This is a genomic window from Ensifer adhaerens (genome assembly GCF_000697965.2).
Classification (GTDB): Bacteria; Pseudomonadota; Alphaproteobacteria; order Rhizobiales; family Rhizobiaceae; genus Ensifer; species Ensifer adhaerens.
In genome coordinates this window covers 3,916,887-3,933,791 of the sequence record NZ_CP015880.1, presented here as the reverse complement: position 1 = coordinate 3,933,791, position 16,905 = coordinate 3,916,887, and the positions used below count along the sequence as shown (strand labels likewise).

The 16,905-nt window shown below is 64.2% G+C and carries 18 protein-coding genes; 8 read left to right on the top strand and 10 right to left on the bottom strand.

Features of this window, described 5'->3' with window-relative positions; all coding sequences use genetic code 11:
- The first annotated feature begins 81 nt into the window (after positions 1–81).
- The 4 genes from FA04_RS19050 (at position 82) to FA04_RS19035 (ending at position 3,827) form a co-directional block, all read left to right on the top strand.
- On the top strand, positions 82–513 hold the full coding sequence (locus FA04_RS19050; protein WP_034804671.1) for a carboxymuconolactone decarboxylase family protein: 432 nt from the start codon (positions 82–84) through the stop codon (positions 511–513).
- Position 514: 1 nt separating this feature from the next.
- Entirely contained in the window at positions 515–1,408 is an 894-nt protein-coding gene (sigJ, locus tag FA04_RS19045; RefSeq protein WP_034804673.1) for an RNA polymerase sigma factor SigJ, read from the top strand.
- 90 nt (positions 1,409–1,498) lie between these two features.
- A complete protein-coding gene (locus tag FA04_RS19040) occupies positions 1,499–2,926 on the top strand; it encodes an MFS transporter (RefSeq protein ID WP_082572888.1) in 1,428 nt (475 codons plus the stop codon).
- Positions 2,927–3,011: 85 nt separating this feature from the next.
- Positions 3,012–3,827, top strand: a complete 816-nt coding sequence (locus FA04_RS19035; protein WP_029742422.1) for a class I SAM-dependent methyltransferase — start codon at positions 3,012–3,014, stop codon at positions 3,825–3,827.
- Positions 3,828–3,899: 72 nt separating this feature from the next.
- Here FA04_RS19035 and FA04_RS19030 read toward each other — a convergent pair whose 3' ends face one another.
- Positions 3,900–4,562: a YiaD family glycine zipper/OmpA-like lipoprotein gene (locus FA04_RS19030; protein ID WP_029742421.1), complete on the bottom strand. Its 663-nt coding sequence runs from the start codon at positions 4,560–4,562 to the stop codon at positions 3,900–3,902.
- A gap of 203 nt (positions 4,563–4,765) precedes the next feature.
- On the opposite strand from FA04_RS19030, the gene FA04_RS19025 reads away from it, so the two are divergent.
- The gene (locus FA04_RS19025) at positions 4,766–5,404 is read left to right on the top strand and encodes an exopolysaccharide biosynthesis protein (RefSeq protein ID WP_034804677.1); all 639 of its coding nucleotides are present in this window, start codon (positions 4,766–4,768) and stop codon (positions 5,402–5,404) included.
- 112 nt (positions 5,405–5,516) lie between these two features.
- Here the strand turns inward: FA04_RS19025 and FA04_RS19020 are convergent, their stop codons facing one another.
- From FA04_RS19020 to FA04_RS19005, 4 genes are all read right to left on the bottom strand, one after another.
- Positions 5,517–5,870 (bottom strand): hypothetical protein, encoded by a 354-nt coding sequence (locus FA04_RS19020; protein WP_051659684.1) that lies wholly within the window; start codon positions 5,868–5,870, stop codon positions 5,517–5,519.
- A 101-nt stretch (positions 5,871–5,971) separates the two neighbouring features.
- Positions 5,972–6,997: a histone deacetylase family protein gene (locus FA04_RS19015; RefSeq protein ID WP_034804680.1), complete on the bottom strand. Its 1,026-nt coding sequence runs from the start codon at positions 6,995–6,997 to the stop codon at positions 5,972–5,974.
- Positions 6,998–7,337: 340 nt separating this feature from the next.
- On the bottom strand, positions 7,338–7,865 hold the full coding sequence (locus FA04_RS19010) for a GNAT family N-acetyltransferase (protein WP_034804683.1): 528 nt from the start codon (positions 7,863–7,865) through the stop codon (positions 7,338–7,340).
- Between the two features lie 2 nt (positions 7,866–7,867).
- Complete coding sequence (locus FA04_RS19005; protein ID WP_177235726.1) at positions 7,868–8,446, bottom strand: helix-turn-helix domain-containing protein; 579 nt, start codon at positions 8,444–8,446, stop codon at positions 7,868–7,870.
- A gap of 207 nt (positions 8,447–8,653) precedes the next feature.
- Between FA04_RS19005 and FA04_RS19000 the strand changes: the two genes are divergently transcribed.
- Entirely contained in the window at positions 8,654–9,895 is a 1,242-nt protein-coding gene (locus FA04_RS19000) for an MFS transporter (RefSeq protein ID WP_034804697.1), read from the top strand.
- A 70-nt stretch (positions 9,896–9,965) separates the two neighbouring features.
- Positions 9,966–11,792: a translation elongation factor 4 gene (lepA, locus tag FA04_RS18995; protein WP_371273231.1), complete on the top strand. Its 1,827-nt coding sequence runs from the start codon at positions 9,966–9,968 to the stop codon at positions 11,790–11,792.
- A gap of 175 nt (positions 11,793–11,967) precedes the next feature.
- On the opposite strand, the gene FA04_RS18990 is transcribed toward lepA, so the two are convergent.
- Complete coding sequence (locus FA04_RS18990) at positions 11,968–13,434, bottom strand: MFS transporter (protein WP_034804703.1); 1,467 nt, start codon at positions 13,432–13,434, stop codon at positions 11,968–11,970.
- A 141-nt stretch (positions 13,435–13,575) separates the two neighbouring features.
- Here FA04_RS18990 and FA04_RS18985 point away from each other — a divergent pair, with 141 nt between their 5' ends.
- Positions 13,576–14,178 (top strand): TetR/AcrR family transcriptional regulator, encoded by a 603-nt coding sequence (locus FA04_RS18985; RefSeq protein ID WP_226020639.1) that lies wholly within the window; start codon positions 13,576–13,578, stop codon positions 14,176–14,178.
- A 191-nt stretch (positions 14,179–14,369) separates the two neighbouring features.
- On the opposite strand, the gene FA04_RS18980 is transcribed toward FA04_RS18985, so the two are convergent.
- From FA04_RS18980 to FA04_RS18965, 4 genes are read right to left on the bottom strand one after another with little or no spacing between them, the layout of a single operon-like run.
- Positions 14,370–14,882, bottom strand: a complete 513-nt coding sequence (locus FA04_RS18980; RefSeq protein WP_034804709.1) for a GNAT family N-acetyltransferase — start codon at positions 14,880–14,882, stop codon at positions 14,370–14,372.
- Between the two features lie 26 nt (positions 14,883–14,908).
- Complete coding sequence (locus FA04_RS18975; protein ID WP_034804712.1) at positions 14,909–15,472, bottom strand: sugar O-acetyltransferase; 564 nt, start codon at positions 15,470–15,472, stop codon at positions 14,909–14,911.
- Complete coding sequence (locus FA04_RS18970) at positions 15,469–15,948, bottom strand: GFA family protein (RefSeq protein WP_034804714.1); 480 nt, start codon at positions 15,946–15,948, stop codon at positions 15,469–15,471. The genes FA04_RS18975 and FA04_RS18970 overlap by 4 nt, the downstream gene beginning before the upstream one ends.
- Positions 15,945–16,700 (bottom strand): type 1 glutamine amidotransferase, encoded by a 756-nt coding sequence (locus FA04_RS18965; RefSeq protein ID WP_034805243.1) that lies wholly within the window; start codon positions 16,698–16,700, stop codon positions 15,945–15,947. The genes FA04_RS18970 and FA04_RS18965 overlap by 4 nt, the downstream gene beginning before the upstream one ends.
- Positions 16,701–16,905 lie beyond the last annotated feature (205 nt).

Genomic DNA, 16,905 nt, shown 5'->3' with positions numbered 1-16,905 from the left:
AATCATCGTGCCCGCGTCACAGCTGTCCGGCGTCGATCGTCAATTGGTCATAAGCAACACGACAACGATGGAGTTGAGACCATGACCGATACCAAGGCCGTCCGCTACGAACAGGAAATCTCCGACGTGCTCGGCGCGCTCGCCGACGTGCACAAGACCATGGACCTGCACGGGCTCGACCGCACGATCCACAATCTCGTGCAGCTGCGCGCCTCACAGATCAACCGCTGCGGCTTCTGCGTGAAGATGCACACCAAGGAATCCCGCACCGAGGGCGAGAGCAACGAGCGGCTCGACCGCATCATCGTCTGGGACCAGGTCAATGATTTCACGCCGCGCGAGAAGGCAGCGCTTGCCTGGACCGAAGCTCTGACCGAACTCGAGCCGCGCACCGACTTTGCGCCGCTTCGCGCCGAGCTGCGCCAGCATTTCAGCGAAAAGGAGATCAGCGTCATCACCGCGACGGTGGCGATGATCAACCTTTGGAACCGCATCCAGATCTCGAGGCACTGACATGAACGACCGGCAGCACATGCAGATCTTCGAGGAGGCGCGCCCGCGCCTTCTCGGCCTTGCCTACCGCATCCTCGGCTCGCGTGCCGATGCGGAAGATGCGGTGCAGGATACGTTCCTGAAATGGCAGGAGGTCGACCGGACAACGATCGAAACGCCGGCGGCGTGGCTGACGACCGCCTGCACGCGGCGCTGCCTCGACCTCCTGAAGGCGGCGCACCGCAAGCGCATCGATTATGTCGGCGCATGGCTACCGGAGCCGATCCATACGGCGAGCGATGACAATGCCGAGGAGAAGCTTGCGCTGACATCCTCACTGACGACGGCCTTCCTGCTGATGCTCGAACGGCTCACACCGAAGGAGCGCGCCGCCTATCTGCTGCACGAGATCTTCGGCCAGCCCTATGAGGAAGTGGCCGAAACGCTCGACATGCAGGAAACCGCCGCCCGCAAGCTGGTGTCGCGCGCCAAGACCAATATCGGGCTCGAAAAAGCCCGGCACCAGACGCCGCGTGAGCGACAGGACGAACTGCTTTCGGCCTTCCACCAGGCAATCCACGGCGGCAATGTCGCTAGCCTCTCGGCCCTGCTTTCGGCCGATGTGAAGCTGACAGCCGACGGCGGCGGCAAGGTGGCGACCGTGCTCGGAGTGCTCTCGGGCAAGGAGACGGTGCTCGCCTTCATCATCGATCGGCTTACCGAATACTGGTCGCATTACGTCTGGGAAATCGGCGACATCAATGGCGGCCGCGGCATCGTGCTTCGGGACGAAGCGAAAAACGAGATCGCGGCAACCGTCGCCTTCGGCTATGACGGCGACGGAAACGTCAACGACATCTTCATCATGCGCAACCCGGACAAGCTCACGCATTTCGGCGAGGCTGCGCTCCACTGATACTGGCGGCATCGCCCTTGCAAACGTGATCCTCCCCACCGGCCAGGCCGGTCGCACGTTTTCGGCAATACCGCTGCATGAGGTACTGACATGCTCGAAAAAACATCCGCAGCCCACCAGGAAACCGGCTGGCGCGCGCTTTTGACCGGCGGGAACGCCGTGCATTCGCTGGTGCTCAGCGGCGGCGTCGCGCTGCACGCGCTCAACATCTACGTCGTGACGACGATCATGCCGTCGATCGTGCGCGAGATCGGCGGGCTCGAATATTACGCCTGGAGCACGACCGTCTTCGTCGCCGCCTCGATCCTCGGCGCGGCCCTGTCGGCCCGGCTGCTTGGTGCCGTCGGCGCCGGCGGCGCTTATGCGATCGGTGCGCTGGTCTTCGGGCTGGGCACACTCCTCTGCGCTGCGGCCCCCTCGATGGCGATGCTGCTCGCCGGCCGCGCGATCCAGGGTTTCGGCGGCGGGCTGCTCTATGCGCTTGCCTATGGCGTGATCCGTGAGGTCTTCCGGCCAGAGCTCTGGACCCGCGCCATCGGCCTGATTTCGGCCACCTGGGGTACGGCGACGCTGGTCGGTCCGGCGATCGGCGGTATGTTCGCGGAGTTTTCCACCTGGCGAGTCGCCTTCTGGTCGCTCTTGCCGCTGACGGCGCTGCTGGCGACCCTCGCCTTCTCGACTTTGCCGCGCAAGGCTGCCGGCGAAGGCGCACGCACGCCGCTTCCCTTGGTGCAACTGACGCTGCTCGTCGCCATCGTGCTTGCGCTTTCCATCGCCAGCACGCTGACCACGGCGGCGGCGCAGGTAGGCTGCGTCGGCGCGGCGATATTCATGTTCCTGGCGCTGCTCGTCGTCGAGAAGCGGGCAACCGGCAAGCTGCTCCCCTCCGGCAGTTTCACCCCGACCTCCCCGCTGGCAGCCCTTTATGCTACGATCACCCTGCTGATGGTCGGCCTGCAGCCGGAAATCTATGTGCCGTACCTCCTGCAGGAGCTGCACGGATTGTCGCCGCTGGTAGCCGGCTACATTGCGGCGCTGATGTCGATCGGCTGGACCGCCGGGTCGATGACAAGCGCCCACTGGCATGGGGAAAGGGCAAAGCAGACGATCTTTGCCGGCCCGGCCTTCGGCTTTGTCGGCCTGGCACTGATTGCGCTGTTCATGCCGATGGCAGGATCGGAATTCATGGTGATCGCCGCGCCGCTCAGCCTCGGCATCATGGCGGTCGGCTTCGGCATGGGCTTTGCCTGGCCGCACATCGTGACGGCCGTCTATGAATTTGCGCCGGAAGGCGAAGCGGAGAAGGCGTCGAGCTCGATTACCACGGTCCAGCTCTTCGCCGCAGCACTCGGCGCGGCGCTGGCCGGGCTTACCGCCAATCTCGCCGGCATCGAAACGCCGTCGACGGAAGGCGTGGCGATGGCGACACGCTGGCTCTTCTGGCTGTTTGCGCTGATGCCGGCGCTGGCCGTTCTGACAGCCGGACGTGTCTGGCGGGCGCGCCGAACGGCGAAATAGGCGCCTTTGCGGGCCTTCCCCGGGGTGGAGGGCCTGCAAAATGCAAGCTGTGCGGCGGGGTGCATCACGCCCTTGGGAGGAGAGGATGGAAGCCGAGGAGATCGGCCTTCACGGCGTACGGGAGACCTTGCTGGTCACGCTCCAGGCCAAAGCCGCAGAGAGCGCGTTCCCGGATTCCCTGCTCAACGATCACTTTGCCGCCGATCTCATGCGGCGGCTCGCCGGCAGGCCGAAACCGCCCGATGCCGGCCACGACATGACCATCGGCATTGCCGTGCGCGCCCATATGCTCGACCGCTGGGCGCGCGCCTTTATCGGGCGCCACCCGGACGCAATCGTGCTCAACCTCGGCTGCGGTCTCGACACACGTATATTGCGGCTCGATCCGCCCGCGTCCGTCGGCTGGTTCGATGTCGACTTTCCCGATGTGATCGCCTTGCGGCGACAGCTTTTCCCGGCGCGCGCCGGCTGCACGACGATCGCCTCCTCGATAACGGAGCGCGAGTGGATCGACCTCGTTCCGGCGGACCGCCCGGCGATCGTCGTCGCCGAGGGCGTGTTTCCCTATCTCTCAGAACACGAGGTCCGCGACGTCTTGCGACGGCTGACCTCCTGCCTTGCCGGCGGGGAAATCGTCTTTGACGCCTACAGCCATCTCGGTATCGAGCTTTTGCGGCTGAGCCCATCGCTGCGGGCAACGGGGGCGGAGCTTCGCTGGGGGCTGGAAAACGCGCAAACGCTGGAACGCGACGTGCCCGGGCTGACGTTGCTCGACGAGATCAGCGAGTATGATTCAGGCCAGGTCGCACGCCTGTCGCCGATGGCGCGGATAGCGGCGCATGTCGTCAGCGCCCTGCCGATGCTGCGCCGGATGGGCCGCCTGTTGCGCTACCGTTTCTAGCCCGGCAAGGCATGAAAAGGGCCGCGCCTTGCGGCGCAGCCCCTTCGATTGCAAGCGGTCGCTTTCGGCCGATCAGGCCTTGATCGGCGCGATCGAGATTTCGACGCGGCGGTTCTGCGCGCGGCCGGCTTCGCTTCCGTTGGAGGCGATCGGACGCTCCTTGCCGTAGCCCATGGCCGACATGCGGCGCTGGTCGACGCCCTGGCCCGCCAGGTAGTTGGCGACCGAAGCGGCGCGGCGCTCGGAGAGGCCCTGGTTGTAGGAGGCGCTGCCGGTCGCGTCGGTGTGGCCATCGACGTCGATCATCGTCTTGTTGAACTTGCGCAGCACGATCGCCACCGAGTTCAGCGTGTCGTAGAAAGCCGGGATCACCTGGTCGCGGTCGGTCGCGAACGTGATGTTGGACGGCATGTTGAGGATGATGCGGTCGCCGGCGCGGGTGACCGATACGCCGGTGCCCTGCAACTGGGCGCGCAGTTCGGCTTCCTGGTTGTCCATGTAGTTGCCGATCAGGCCGCCGCCGAGACCGCCAATCGCGGCGCCGACGAGTGCGGAGTCACGCCGTCCTGCGGCACTGCCGCCAACCAGCAGACCGGTCGCCGCGCCGAGGCCTGCGCCGATCAGCGCGCCACCGGCCGTGTTCGACATCTTCTGCTCGCCCGTATAGGGATCGGTGGTGGTGCATCCCGAAAGATAGATGGCCGCGACAGCCAGAATGGCGCATTTCTTGATCATGGAATCAGTTGTCCCCATTGGTGCTCGAAGTTGCTTCATACTAGCGATTGCGGCAGGAAGATGAAGAGGCGTCCCATTCACGCCAAGGTTTACCGGCAAATCCAGCTTCGCCAGCGGCTGGCGTGGCCATCAGGGCACACATAAACCGATCCTTCACACGCTCTTGATAGGACGGGCACCAAAGAAAAGAGAGGCAAGCTCCAATGGCAATCGAGTTCGGCGACACGCAACGCAGTCTCAGCGACACGCTCAACGGCATGATTGCCTCGATCCGCGGCGAGACGATCACGCTACGCGAGCTGATGACGGAAATCGGCGAACAGGGCTTCCTGCTGCTGTGCGCCCTGCTGACGCTGCCGTTTCTGCTGCCGGTGTCGATCCCGGGCGTCAGCACCGTCTTCGGCGCAGCGATCATCCTGATTTCCGTATCGGTCACGCTCAATCGCCTGCCGTGGATGCCGCAGCGCATTCTCGATCGCCGGATCGAAACCGAGAAGCTGGTGCCGACGCTGCAGAAAGGCGCGAATCTCGTTTCCAAGCTGGATCGTTACGTCCGTCCGCGTCTCGGCTTCCTGACGAAGGGCGCGCTGATGAACCGATTCAACGGCCTGATGATCATGGCCGGCGGCATTCTCCTGATGTTCCCGCTCGGCCTGATCCCGCTGTCGAACACGCTGCCGGGGATCGCGATCCTCTTACTCTCGCTCGGTATCATTCAGCGCGACGGACTGATGGTGGCCGGGGGCTATCTCTTCCTGATCGCGACCACGGTCTACTTCACCGTGCTTGCCTATATGGCCTTTGCCGCCGGTCAGGGCCTGTCGTCGTTCTTCGTCTCCTGACACCTCATCAGGCGTGTGGATCGGCCCGGCCAACTGCCGGGCCTTTTCGTTCTGACCATCTGTGGCACGCAATTCCGGACCGAAACCGCTGTACACGTTTCCTGGAATTGCTCTAGGCAGCCAGACCGCCGAAAGCCCGGTAGCTGGCAAAGTCGGTGCGGATGCCGAGTGTCTTCATCAGCGCCTCGCGGTTAAGGCCGAGCTGGCGGTCGAACTCGACGAGGGCGGCCGCGACCTTCGGCGCGACGTCGGCGCTCGCAAACTCGATCAGGGTGATGAAGTCGAACTGGCCGGGGCCGGCGTGCTGCTCCAGAAACAGGTCCTTCACATAGCCGTCCTGCTTGCGGATGACTGCGAGCGTCTTGTCGACGAGTTCGACGAACTGCTGGCGTGCTTCCAGCGGCACGGTGTACTTATTGATACGGTAAAGCGGCGCCACGACGGCCGGCTTCGATTGGCTGCTCATTGCTCTTTCCTCTTCGTCTCTTTTGAACAGGAGCAGTCGTACGACCTCAAGTAAAGTTGAGGTCAATAGCGGTGATCGCGCTTTTACTCGCGCCGGCGCCGTCAGCCGGAAAGTCCCTTCAGCACATTGGCGACATTGAGCCCTATCTCCGGCACGCCGTAACCGCCCTCCATGCAGACGACCACCGGCAAGCCCGTGCGCTTCAACGCCGCGCCCATGCGGATGTAATCGTCGGATGTCAGCCGGAAGAACGAGATCGGATCGCGCTCGAAGGTGTCGACGCCGAGCGACACGACCATGGCCTCCGCGCCGAAGGCCGCAATACGGGCAAGCGCGTCGGCCATGGCGGCCGACCACACGTCGTAACCGGTGCGGCGCGGCAGCGGGTAGTTTTTCGTCGTGCCCAGCCCCTCGCCGGCCCCCTCCTCGTCGGCAAAGCCGAGGAAATAGGGGAAGGCGTCAACGGGATCGCCATGCAGCGATGCGAAATAGACGTCGTTGCGCTCGTAGAAGATGTCCTGGGTGCCGTTGCCGTGATGGAAGTCGACGTCGAGCACCGCCACCTTGGCGGCACCCTGATCCCTCAGGCGCTGGGCGGCGCAGGCGGCATTGTTGATGAAGGAATAGCCGCCATAAAGGTCGATAGCCGCATGATGGCCGGGCGGACGGCAGAGTGCGAACGCCGCACGGTTTCCGGCATGGATATGGTCGGCGGCAGAAAGTGCGCAGTCCATCGCCGCCCGCGCCGCGGCATAGGTACCCTCGGTGATCGCCGTTTCCGCCGCAAAAGAATAGTAGCCGAGCGCGCCATCGATATCGCGGGGCGGATGCTGGCGCATGCGCCTCGCCGGAAAGCAGGTGGCGATCGCTTCGCCGCGATAGCCGTCGGCGACCCAGCGCGACCAGGCGGTTTCGAGAAAGTCGAGATAGTCAGGCGAATGCAGTTTGAGGGCGACGTCGAGGCCATGGTGGTCGGGGGCAACGACATCGCGAAACCCCGCTTCCTTCACCGCCGCAAGGATCCACTCGGCCCGGAACGGCGCCTCGAAGGGCGCAACGAGCTCGCCACCGAACAGCTCGGTCTTGGCGTCACGGAGCTTGTGGTCCTCGGAGTAGAAGATGTGCATGAACGTATCCTGAAGAGGCAACGGAAGGGTGCTGGTACCCTACCCGCGGTTTCAGGCTTGGCAACCTGCCCCTCATCCGCCCGGTGAGGGCTCGCCCCTCATCCGGCCTGCCGGCCACCTTCTCCCCGCAAGCGGGGCGAAGGAGACGCGCGGCACCCGCTCCCCATACGTCGCACGCTCGCGGTCTCTCCAATCAGGCGTACGTGAAGTGGTCAGCCGACGCATCGTACACGTCTCCGGCCTGCCGGGAGAGGGTGAGTCCTCGGGTTAAACCCGATGGGGGGGGCAATTGGGGTAAGGGAGACGACTGAGGCAGCCGGCCACCGTGCTGCGGTCACCCCTAAGCAGCGATCCGTTTGTAAAAGAACGTGGTGGCGCACAGGCCGCCTTCCGGCCACATGGCATAGTCGGGGATGACGCCGACGCGTTCCCAGCCGAGACGGGGATAGATCGCCTCGGCCTCGCTGCCGGTGGCGGTGTCGAGCACCAGCAGGGTCTTGCCGCGGGCGGCCGCTTCGCGCTCGACCGCTTCCATCAGCCGCCGGGCAACGCCCTTGCCGCGGGCGTCGCGGTGCACAAGCAGCTTCTTCAGGTCGCCGCGGTGCGGCTGGTTCGGCATCTGCGCGACGCCCACCTGCACCGTGCCGAGGATGCGGCCCGCCTCCTCCGCCACCATCAGCAGCGTGTCGCCGACCGCGACCGCTCCGGCAACTCCCTGCCAGTAGCCACGCGCACTTTCCGGCGGGTATGGCTGCATGAAACCGACCGACGCGCCACCTTCCACGCAATCGGACAGCACATCCGAAAGCGCCGGGATGGCGGTCACAGCTCCATTTTCATCAAGCAGGCGGATACGAAGATCGGACATGGTCAAGCCTTGGTGCGGCAGAGGACGACGGCGTAGCGTGCCGGCTCATCGTGCGGATTGTGAAAGATGTGGCCCGCCTCCAGGCCCATGAACAGACAGTCGCCGGCTTCGAGCGAATGGGAGCCGGATTCGGTCGTGAGTTCCAGTCGCCCGGAAAACAGCCAGAGATGCTGGGTGATGCCCCGGTCGGACGGTTGCCGCTCGAAGACGACGCGCGCACCCGGCGGAAACTCGACCTCGACGATATCGACGGGGGAGCCAAGACCATCCGGCGAGACGGAGCGGCGCAGATAGCCGGATTCCGGATCGCGCCAGAGGCGCTGGTCGGCACGCCTTGCAACCGGCGACGCCACCCTCGCCTCGAAGGCAAAAAGCGCCGAAAGCGTGGTCGAGAGCGCGCTGCACAGCCTCGCCAGAAGCTGCGCCGTCGGGCTCGCCTCGCCGCGCTCGATGCGCGAGATCATCGCCCGACTGACGCCGGAGCTTAAGGCAAGTTCATCGAGTGTCAGCGCCTGCTTGAGGCGTAACGCCCGGACGCGCTCGCCGATCGCGTGTTCAAGAGGGTCGGTTGGGTTTTCCATTATTTGAGATTGCATTTCTCATATAATGGAGTCAAGTCTGCTGGAACTGAAAATATGGGCATGCGATGCCGCTTTGGCGACAGCGCGACACCAGTCTTTCGGCTATGGTGTCGGCCGAACCGACGAAATCGAGAAATGCTTACGCTTCAATACTTTAGATAGTTCTCACGCGCTTTGCCCTGCGCGGATCCCATTCACAGGTTGCACATGACCAAACAGCCCTCCTCGCTGACCTCGATCGCCAGCATTGTTGCCTCGATGACGGCCGTGGCGATCGGCAACGGCATGATGCTCGCCTATGTGCCCTTCGCGCTGACGCGTTCCGACGCGCCGGACTGGGTGCCGGGGGCAGCGGTGACGATGATCGCCTTCGGCGGCTTGGTCGGCTGCGTCATCGCCGGGCCGATGATCCGCCGCGTCGGCCATGCGCGCGCCTTCTCCTGCTCGATGGCGCTCGTCATCCTCTCGGCCCTGGCAATCGCGCTCGGCATGCATCCACTTGTCTGGGTGCTGGCCCGTGGTCTCTACGGTGCATCCGGCAACACCAATTTCATTATCGCCCAGAGCTGGCTCAACCACGCAAGCGCGAACCACTGGCGCGGCAAGGCGATGGCACTGTTCTACATGGCCTATGTCATCGGCCTTGGCACCGGCGCCTGGCTGTTCGGGCAGATCCCCGCCGATGGCAACCTGCCGCCACTCGTGACCATCTTCTTCACCGCCCTTGCGCTCCTGCCGATCGGGCTGACGCGGCTGCCGACGCCGCCCGCGCCCGCCAAGGTCAGCATCGATATCCCGATGGTCTGGCGCAATTCGCCGGTCGCCTTCATCGGCGTGCTTGCCGCCGGCGGCCTCTCCATGGTGGTGCAGGGCTTCACGCCGATCTACGCCGCCGCCAACAATGTCAGCCAAGGCGATGTCGCCAACCTGATGTTCGTCATGCAGTTCGGGCTGATCGCCATCCAGTATCCGATGGGAACGCTGTCGGACCGGATCGACCGCCGGCTCGTGCTGATCGGCACCTGCCTGTTGATCCTCGTCGCCGGCTTCCTCGCGCTCTCGGCCACGTTCAGCAACCTGATCCTGTTGATGCTGGTTTTCGCGCTCTTTGCCGGCGCGGTCGAGACCGTCTATTCGATTGCCAATGCGCATGCCAACGACCGGACGGATCCGGCCGATTTCGTGCCGCTTGCGAGCACCATGCTGGTCGCCTGGTCGGCCGCCGCCACGGTGGTGCCGCTGATGGTGACGGTGCTGATGCCGGTCTTCGGGCCGCGCACCTTCATCTATGCGGCGATGGCGGTTGCCGCGCTCTATGCGCTCTTCGTGCTGGCAAGGCTCAGGAAGCGGGACGAGGTGCCGGCGGCCGAGCGCGAGAGCTTCGAACTCAAGAGCGCGCAGATGCCGAATGCAGGCGCGCTGGTCGAGGCCGAGGCAAGGGCCGAATAGGCCGATTTATAGTGAACGAAGCCTTCATTTCCCGCTTTGCGGCGATTGAAGGCACTGCTATATGCGGCCCATGAGCACAACATCTTCGAAAACGCCCCTTTCGCATATCCGCAACTTCTCGATCGTGGCCCACATCGACCACGGCAAGTCGACGCTTGCCGACCGGCTGATCCAGTCCACCGGCGGCCTCGCCGAACGCGAGATGTCCGAGCAGGTGCTCGACAGCATGGATATCGAACGCGAGCGCGGCATCACCATCAAGGCCCAGACGGTGCGTCTGCACTACAAGGCCAATGACGGCGAAACCTATGTGCTGAACCTCATCGACACGCCCGGCCACGTCGACTTCGCCTACGAAGTCTCGCGCTCGCTGTCGGCCTGCGAAGGCTCGCTGCTGGTCGTCGACGCATCCCAGGGCGTCGAAGCCCAGACGCTCGCCAACGTCTACCAGGCGATCGACAACAACCACGAGCTCGTCACCGTGCTCAACAAGATCGACCTGCCGGCGGCAGAACCCGACCGCATCAAGGAACAGATCGAGGAAGTCATCGGCATCGACGCATCCGACGCGGTGCTGATTTCGGCAAAGACCGGCCTCGGCATTCCCGATGTGCTCGAAGCGATCGTCACCAGGCTTCCGGCGCCGAAGAGCGACGGCGGCGATACGGCGCCGTTGAAGGCCCTGCTCGTCGACAGCTGGTACGACACCTATCTCGGCGTCATGGTTCTCGTGCGCATCATCGACGGCACGCTCAAGAAGGGCATGACCATCCGCATGATGGGCACCGACGCCAAGTACACGATCGAGCGCGTCGGCGTGCTGACCCCGAAGATGGTGGCGATGGATGCGCTCGGCCCGGGCGAGATCGGTTTCATCACCGCCTCGATCAAGGAAGTGGCCGACACCCGCGTCGGCGATACCATCACCGAGGACAAGCGCCCGACCGACAAGGCGCTGCCGGGCTTCAAACCGGCGCAGCCGGTGGTCTTCTGCGGTCTCTTCCCGGTAGACGCCGCCGACTTCGAGGACCTGCGCTCGGCGATGGGCAAGCTGCGCCTCAACGACGCCTCGTTCTCGTTCGAAATGGAATCCTCGGCAGCACTCGGCTTCGGCTTCCGCTGCGGCTTCCTTGGGCTTCTGCATCTTGAAATCATCCAGGAGCGGCTCGAACGCGAGTTCGACCTCGACCTGATCGCGACGGCCCCTTCGGTCGTCTACAAGCTGTTCATGACCGACGGCTCGGAGCGCGAACTGCACAACCCGGCCGACATGCCCGACGTCGTCAAGATCGCCGAAATCCACGAGCCGTGGATCCGCGCGACGATCCTGACCCCCGACGACTATCTCGGCGGCATCCTCAAGCTCTGCCAGGACCGCCGCGGCATCCAGATCGAGCTGACCTATGTCGGCACCCGCGCGATGTTGACCTACGACCTGCCGCTCAACGAAGTCGTGTTCGATTTCTACGACCGCCTGAAGTCGATCTCCAAGGGTTATGCCTCGTTCGACTACCAGATCACCGAGCACAAGGAAGGCAACCTTGTGAAGATGTCGATCCTCGTCAATGGCGAGCCGGTCGACGCCTTGTCGATGATGGTGCACCGGATGGCGGCCGAAAAGCGCGGCCGCGAAATGTGCGAGAAGCTCAAGGAGCTGATCCCGAAGCACATGTTCAAGATCCCGATCCAGGCGGCGATCGGCGGCAACGTCATTGCCCGCGAAACCATCTCGGCTCTGCGCAAGGACGTGACGGCCAAGTGCTATGGCGGCGACGCCACCCGCAAGCGCAAGCTGCTCGAAAAGCAGAAGGCCGGCAAGAAGCGCATGCGCCAGTTCGGCAAGGTGGAGATCCCGCAGGAAGCCTTCATCGCCGCCCTCAAGATGGGCGACGAATAAGCGGCAGCGCTGCATGTTTCAACGTTTGAAAGGGCGGCCCTCGGGTCGCCCTTTTTGGTTTGTGAAGGTGAGGCGATGCTGGAGCAGCAGGATTGGTCGCACGCAGGCGTGGTTTCCCGGACTAGCTACTCCGTTATTCTGGGCCACGGCGTCTCACAGTGACCTCTCACGACGGTTACTCCGGCAGCTTCTTCGGCAGCCAGAGCCAGGCGATGATGCCCAATGCGAGCAGCGACAGGGCGCCGACGCCGGTCGCGATGTGAAGACCGGTGAGGAAGGCTTCCTTGGCCTGCAGCACCGTTTCAGAAGCAAGGCCCGGATGATCGAGGGTTTCGTTCAGCGTGCCGGCCACGCCGGGGCCGAGCAGCCGGAAGCTGAGTGCCGCCAGTGAACCCAAAAGTGTGATACCGAGCGCATTTCCGAGTTCGTTGCTGGTCTCGGCGATCGAGCCCGCGGCACCGGCGCGTTCCGCAGGCACCGCCGACACGGCGATCTCGGCGACGAGGCTGAAGGAGAGGCCGTAGCCGATGCCCGCAACCACAGTCGAGGCGATGAGCGCTGCCACGCCCGCCTCGGTGCTCGTGAGGAGCAGTAGAAAGAGGCCGGCTGCGATCAGGAAATGCGTCGCAACAAGCGCCGTCTTGCGGCCGACCACATCGACGATGCGCGCTGTCCCGACACAAGTCGCCATCAGCACGACGGCGCCGGGCAAGGTCAAAAGTGCTGCGGTAAAAACATCGAAGCCGAGGACCGATTGCAGATAGATGCCCGAGAGGTAACCGACGGCGGACCAGACGACCAGCGGCAGGAGGCCGGTGAGAATGGCGATGGAAAAGATGCGGTCCCGGAACAGGCCGAGGTCGAGCAGCGGATAGGCGATCCGCGTTTGCCTGCGAATAAACAACGCGATGGCGAGGACGCCGACGATCCCGGCAAGCGTCTGCAGCGGCGTGAAGCCGTAGGCGGCCGCGGTCTTCAGCGAATAGGTGGTGAGCAGGATACCGGCAAAGGACAGGACAAGGCTTGGCAGGTCAATGCGGCCATAGGTCGTGGAGCGCACCTCGCGAAGCAGAATGGGTGCGGCGACCAGGAAGCCGAGCACGACGGGAACGTTAATCAGGAACACCACGCCCCACTCGAGCCGCTGCAACAGGATGCCGCCGATAACCGGACCGATGGCGAAGCCGGCTGCAAAGGTGGCGGCGAAGATGCCGATCGCCTGCGCCCGCAGTCGCGGATCCGGAAACAGCGCGCTGACGATTGCCAGCCCCGAGGGCAGCAATGTCGCGCCGCCGAGCCCCATCAGCGCCCGGGAAGCAATCAACGCCATGGGCGACTGCGCATAGGCCGCACCGAGCGATCCTGCACCGAAGATCACCGCGCCGATCATGATCAGCTTCAACCGCCCGTAGCGATCGCCGATATTGCCGAAGGCAATCAGCAGCGAACCGACGACGAAACCGTAGATATCGAGGATCCAGAGCGCCTGGTCGGCGGTGGGCAAGAGAGCCGAAGTCACGCGCGGCATGGCGAGATAGAGGATGGAGCCATCCATGGCCACGATGAGGACCAGTGGCAGCACGGCGATGAGGCCGAGCCATGCGCTTCGGCCTTGGGAGTGAGGGAGTGAGACGTCAGTCATTGGGCACGAATCCTTTGCAAACGGCACGCGTCGGCATGCCGCTTCGGCCGCCGCCCGTGAGGAGGCGGATGGTTGCGGTTGGGAGATATCTTCTATATACTTAAGGTAAGTTACTTTTGGTATATAGTGATGTCAAGCACCATGGAAAGAGACACGGTCACCGCCAAACGCGTTCGCCTCACCCGCGAGCAGCGGCTACGCCAGCTGCTGGACGTCGCCTGGAGGCTCGTTCGCGAGGAAGGGACCGATGTGCTGACGCTGCCGCGCCTGGCCGAGGAAGCGGCCGTCGCCAAGCCGGTCGTCTATGATCATTTCGGAACACGCAACGGACTGCTCGCCGCGCTCTACCAGGATTTTGATGTGCGCCAGACGGTGGTGATGGACGCTGCCATTGCCGCGAGCGACCCAACGCTGGAAGCGACAGTCAGGACGATTGCCGCCTCCTATGTCGACTGCGTGCTCACGCAGGGTCGCGAGATGCCCGGCGTGCTGGCGGCCCTCGCCGGCTCGCCCGAGCTTGCGGCCGTTAAACGGGACTATCAGCTGGTCTATATCGAAAAGTGCCGAAAGGTGCTGGGCCCGTTCATCGGGCAGAGGGGCATCGCACAGGCCGGTTTCTGGGCAATGCTCGGCGCAGCCGATGGCTTGTCCCACGCTGCAGCGACGAGCGAAATCACCGCCGACGAGGCTCAGGACGAGCTTTACGAGACGATCATTGCCATGGTGAACAGAAGCTGCCGTTAGAGCGGCACGCTTTCAAGAGATGCCCTTGGCGAGCGTCGACGCTCTTTTATCGCCGACGCCTCTCGCCAAGGCGTGGGGCCGATCTCCTCAAGACGGATCCATCCTATGATGTCGGCTGCCTCCCCGGACTGAACTTCAGGCCCGGGGATGAAGACCGGGAGGGTGGCGCTGCCAGAGCGGCAGTGCTCGCCTCATCCGTCCTCAAGCACGTACCGCTTCGAAATGCGATCCACCAACTGCCCGTCCTTCAGCGGCACCGCCTTGTCGACCTTGTAGTCGACGAAACCCATCTTGCCGTAATAGCTGAGCCCGCTGACATTGTCCGCACGGATGGTGGCGTTGAGGGCTTTCAGGCCGATCGAGCGGGCGAAGTCGCAGGTGGCCTTAAAGAGCGCCGTGCCGGCGCCGGGCACCTTGTTGTCGGGGCGCGAGAACGTGCCGATGTCGGCCCAATCCTGCGGTATGCCGTCCCAGCGGTCGAGCGCCTGGAAGGCGCAAGGCTCACCCGCCTCGTCCTCGGCGACGAAACAACTGACGAAGCCCGGGCCGGCGAGATAGTGCGCCACGAAGCTCTCAGGCGTGAACGGCGTCTGATGGGCCGTGGTGCCACCGATCGCGATGATCTCGTTGAGGAAAGCGCACAACGCAGGTGCATCTTCTGGCCGCGCCGGGCGCACGTGGATCGTCTTCATCTCAATCGTCATCAAAAATCATTCCTCCTGAAATCGCCTTACGTAGACACGCGGCGGAGCGGCCGCGCCGGGTTGCCGGCGACCACGGCGCCGGCCGCCACGTCCTTCGTCACCACCGAGCCCGCACCGACGATCGCGCCATCCCCGATCGTGACACCGCCGAGAATGATCGCGCCGCCGCCGATCCAGACATCGGCACCGATCGTCACCGGCTTGGCGACTTCGAGGCCTTGGCCGCGAAGCACGGCATCCCTGTGGTGCTCGGCGCAATAGATCTGCACGTTCGGCCCCAGCATCGTCCCCGCCCCGATCGCCACGCGGCCGCTGTCGAGGATCGTGCAGCCGGCATTGAGATAGACGCGGGCGCCAAGGTGGATGTTGATGCCGTAGGAGCAATGGAATGGCGCCTCGATGAAGACGTCGTCAGCGACCGCACCGAACAGCACCCGCAGCGCCGACGCCATGTTTCCACGCTCGATCGGCGCCATGGCGTTGTGCTGATGGACAGCATTGCGTGCCGTCATCCGAAGCGCCTCGAGTTCGTCGACGAGGCAGGAGTACCATTCTCCGGCTGCCATCTTGTCGCGTTCGCTGGCTGTCACGCTTTTGCTTTCGCTTCCGCGGCTTCGCGCCGTGCCAGGCTTTCCGGCGGCCACATCGTCTTCATGTCGTAATAAATCTCGAAAGCCGGTGCGCCGCCCTCGAGCGACAGCCAAGCAACCTTGGAGCGGGTGAAGATATGCGCATCCGGCGGGAAGTCCGACGGGCGGTCAAGGCTTGCGATCCGGACGAAGGAAAGCCAGCCGCGCCGGCCGTAGTCGCTCCAGAGGGCCGTCTGGCATTCGGCACAGCGGTAGACATCATGCGGACGGCCGCTGTCCGTCGGAAGCGTCACGACGACCGGCTCGCCCTCAATGAGTTCGATATTGTCGCGCTCGATCACGCCGTTGACGACGAAGGCGCTACCGACCTGGCGCTGGCAATCGCTGCAATGGCAGCAGTTGACGAACATCGGCGCCGCCTTCAGCCGATAGCGGATCCTGCCGCAGAAGCAGCCGCCGTTTAGTGCCTCGTTCATCCGGTAACCTCCTCCAACGCCGGTTCCTCATTCACCGCGCCGCCCTGATGGCGAACGATCGTCGCGACCCAGGCGCGGGCAAGAGACAGGCCCGCGGCATCCGCCTGCCGGCCGTGGCGCGCGGCGTGTTCGCGATAGCGCGCAAGCCAGGTCGGATCGAGCCGCTTGATGGTGTCCGGGAAAGCGCGGTTCCAGTCTTCGACGAGGTGTGTGTCGGCCTCGAAGTGGAATTGGGTGCCGTAGGCGGCGCGGCCGACGCGGAAGGCCTGATGTCGGGTGACGGCGTTTTCGGCGAGATGGACAGCCCCCTCGGGCAGCGTGAAAGTATCTCCGTGCCACTGGAAGATCGGGAAGCTCTCACCGACGCTGGAAAGGACCGGGTCCTCGGCGCCTTCGCCGCGCACCTCCACCTCGCACCAACCGAACTCCTTGGCCTCGCCCAGCAGGTTCCGGCCCCCATAGGCGCGGGCGAGAAGCTGGCTGCCGAGGCAGATGCCGAGCACGGAACGGCCGCTGTCACCGAAGCGGCGCATCAGCGCGGCAAGATCAGGCAGATAGGGATAGGCGGCATCGTCGAGCGCGCTCTGCTCGCCGCCAAGCACCACCAGTGCGTCGTATCCTTCCGGTGTTTCAGGAACGGCCTCGCCGAGATAGGCGCGGCGGATCTCGATCTCGGCCTTTGCCTCGCGAAGCGCCGTGCCGACCTGGCCGAGCTCGGTCTTCGCCATGTTTTCAACCACCAGCACCCGCATCATCGCATTCCCTTCGCATCGACCGTGGAGATTGACCACGAGCGCGGCCACTGTTCAAGAGGTCACATAGCGATGCGATGATGCGGACGGGTTCATGCGGGCCTTGACTTCGTGAGCGAACTTTCCGACCCTTGGGACATGATGATGCCGACGATTTCTTCTCATTGCTGCTTCCGGGTGTGCCCGATCGCAGGAACCTGACCCC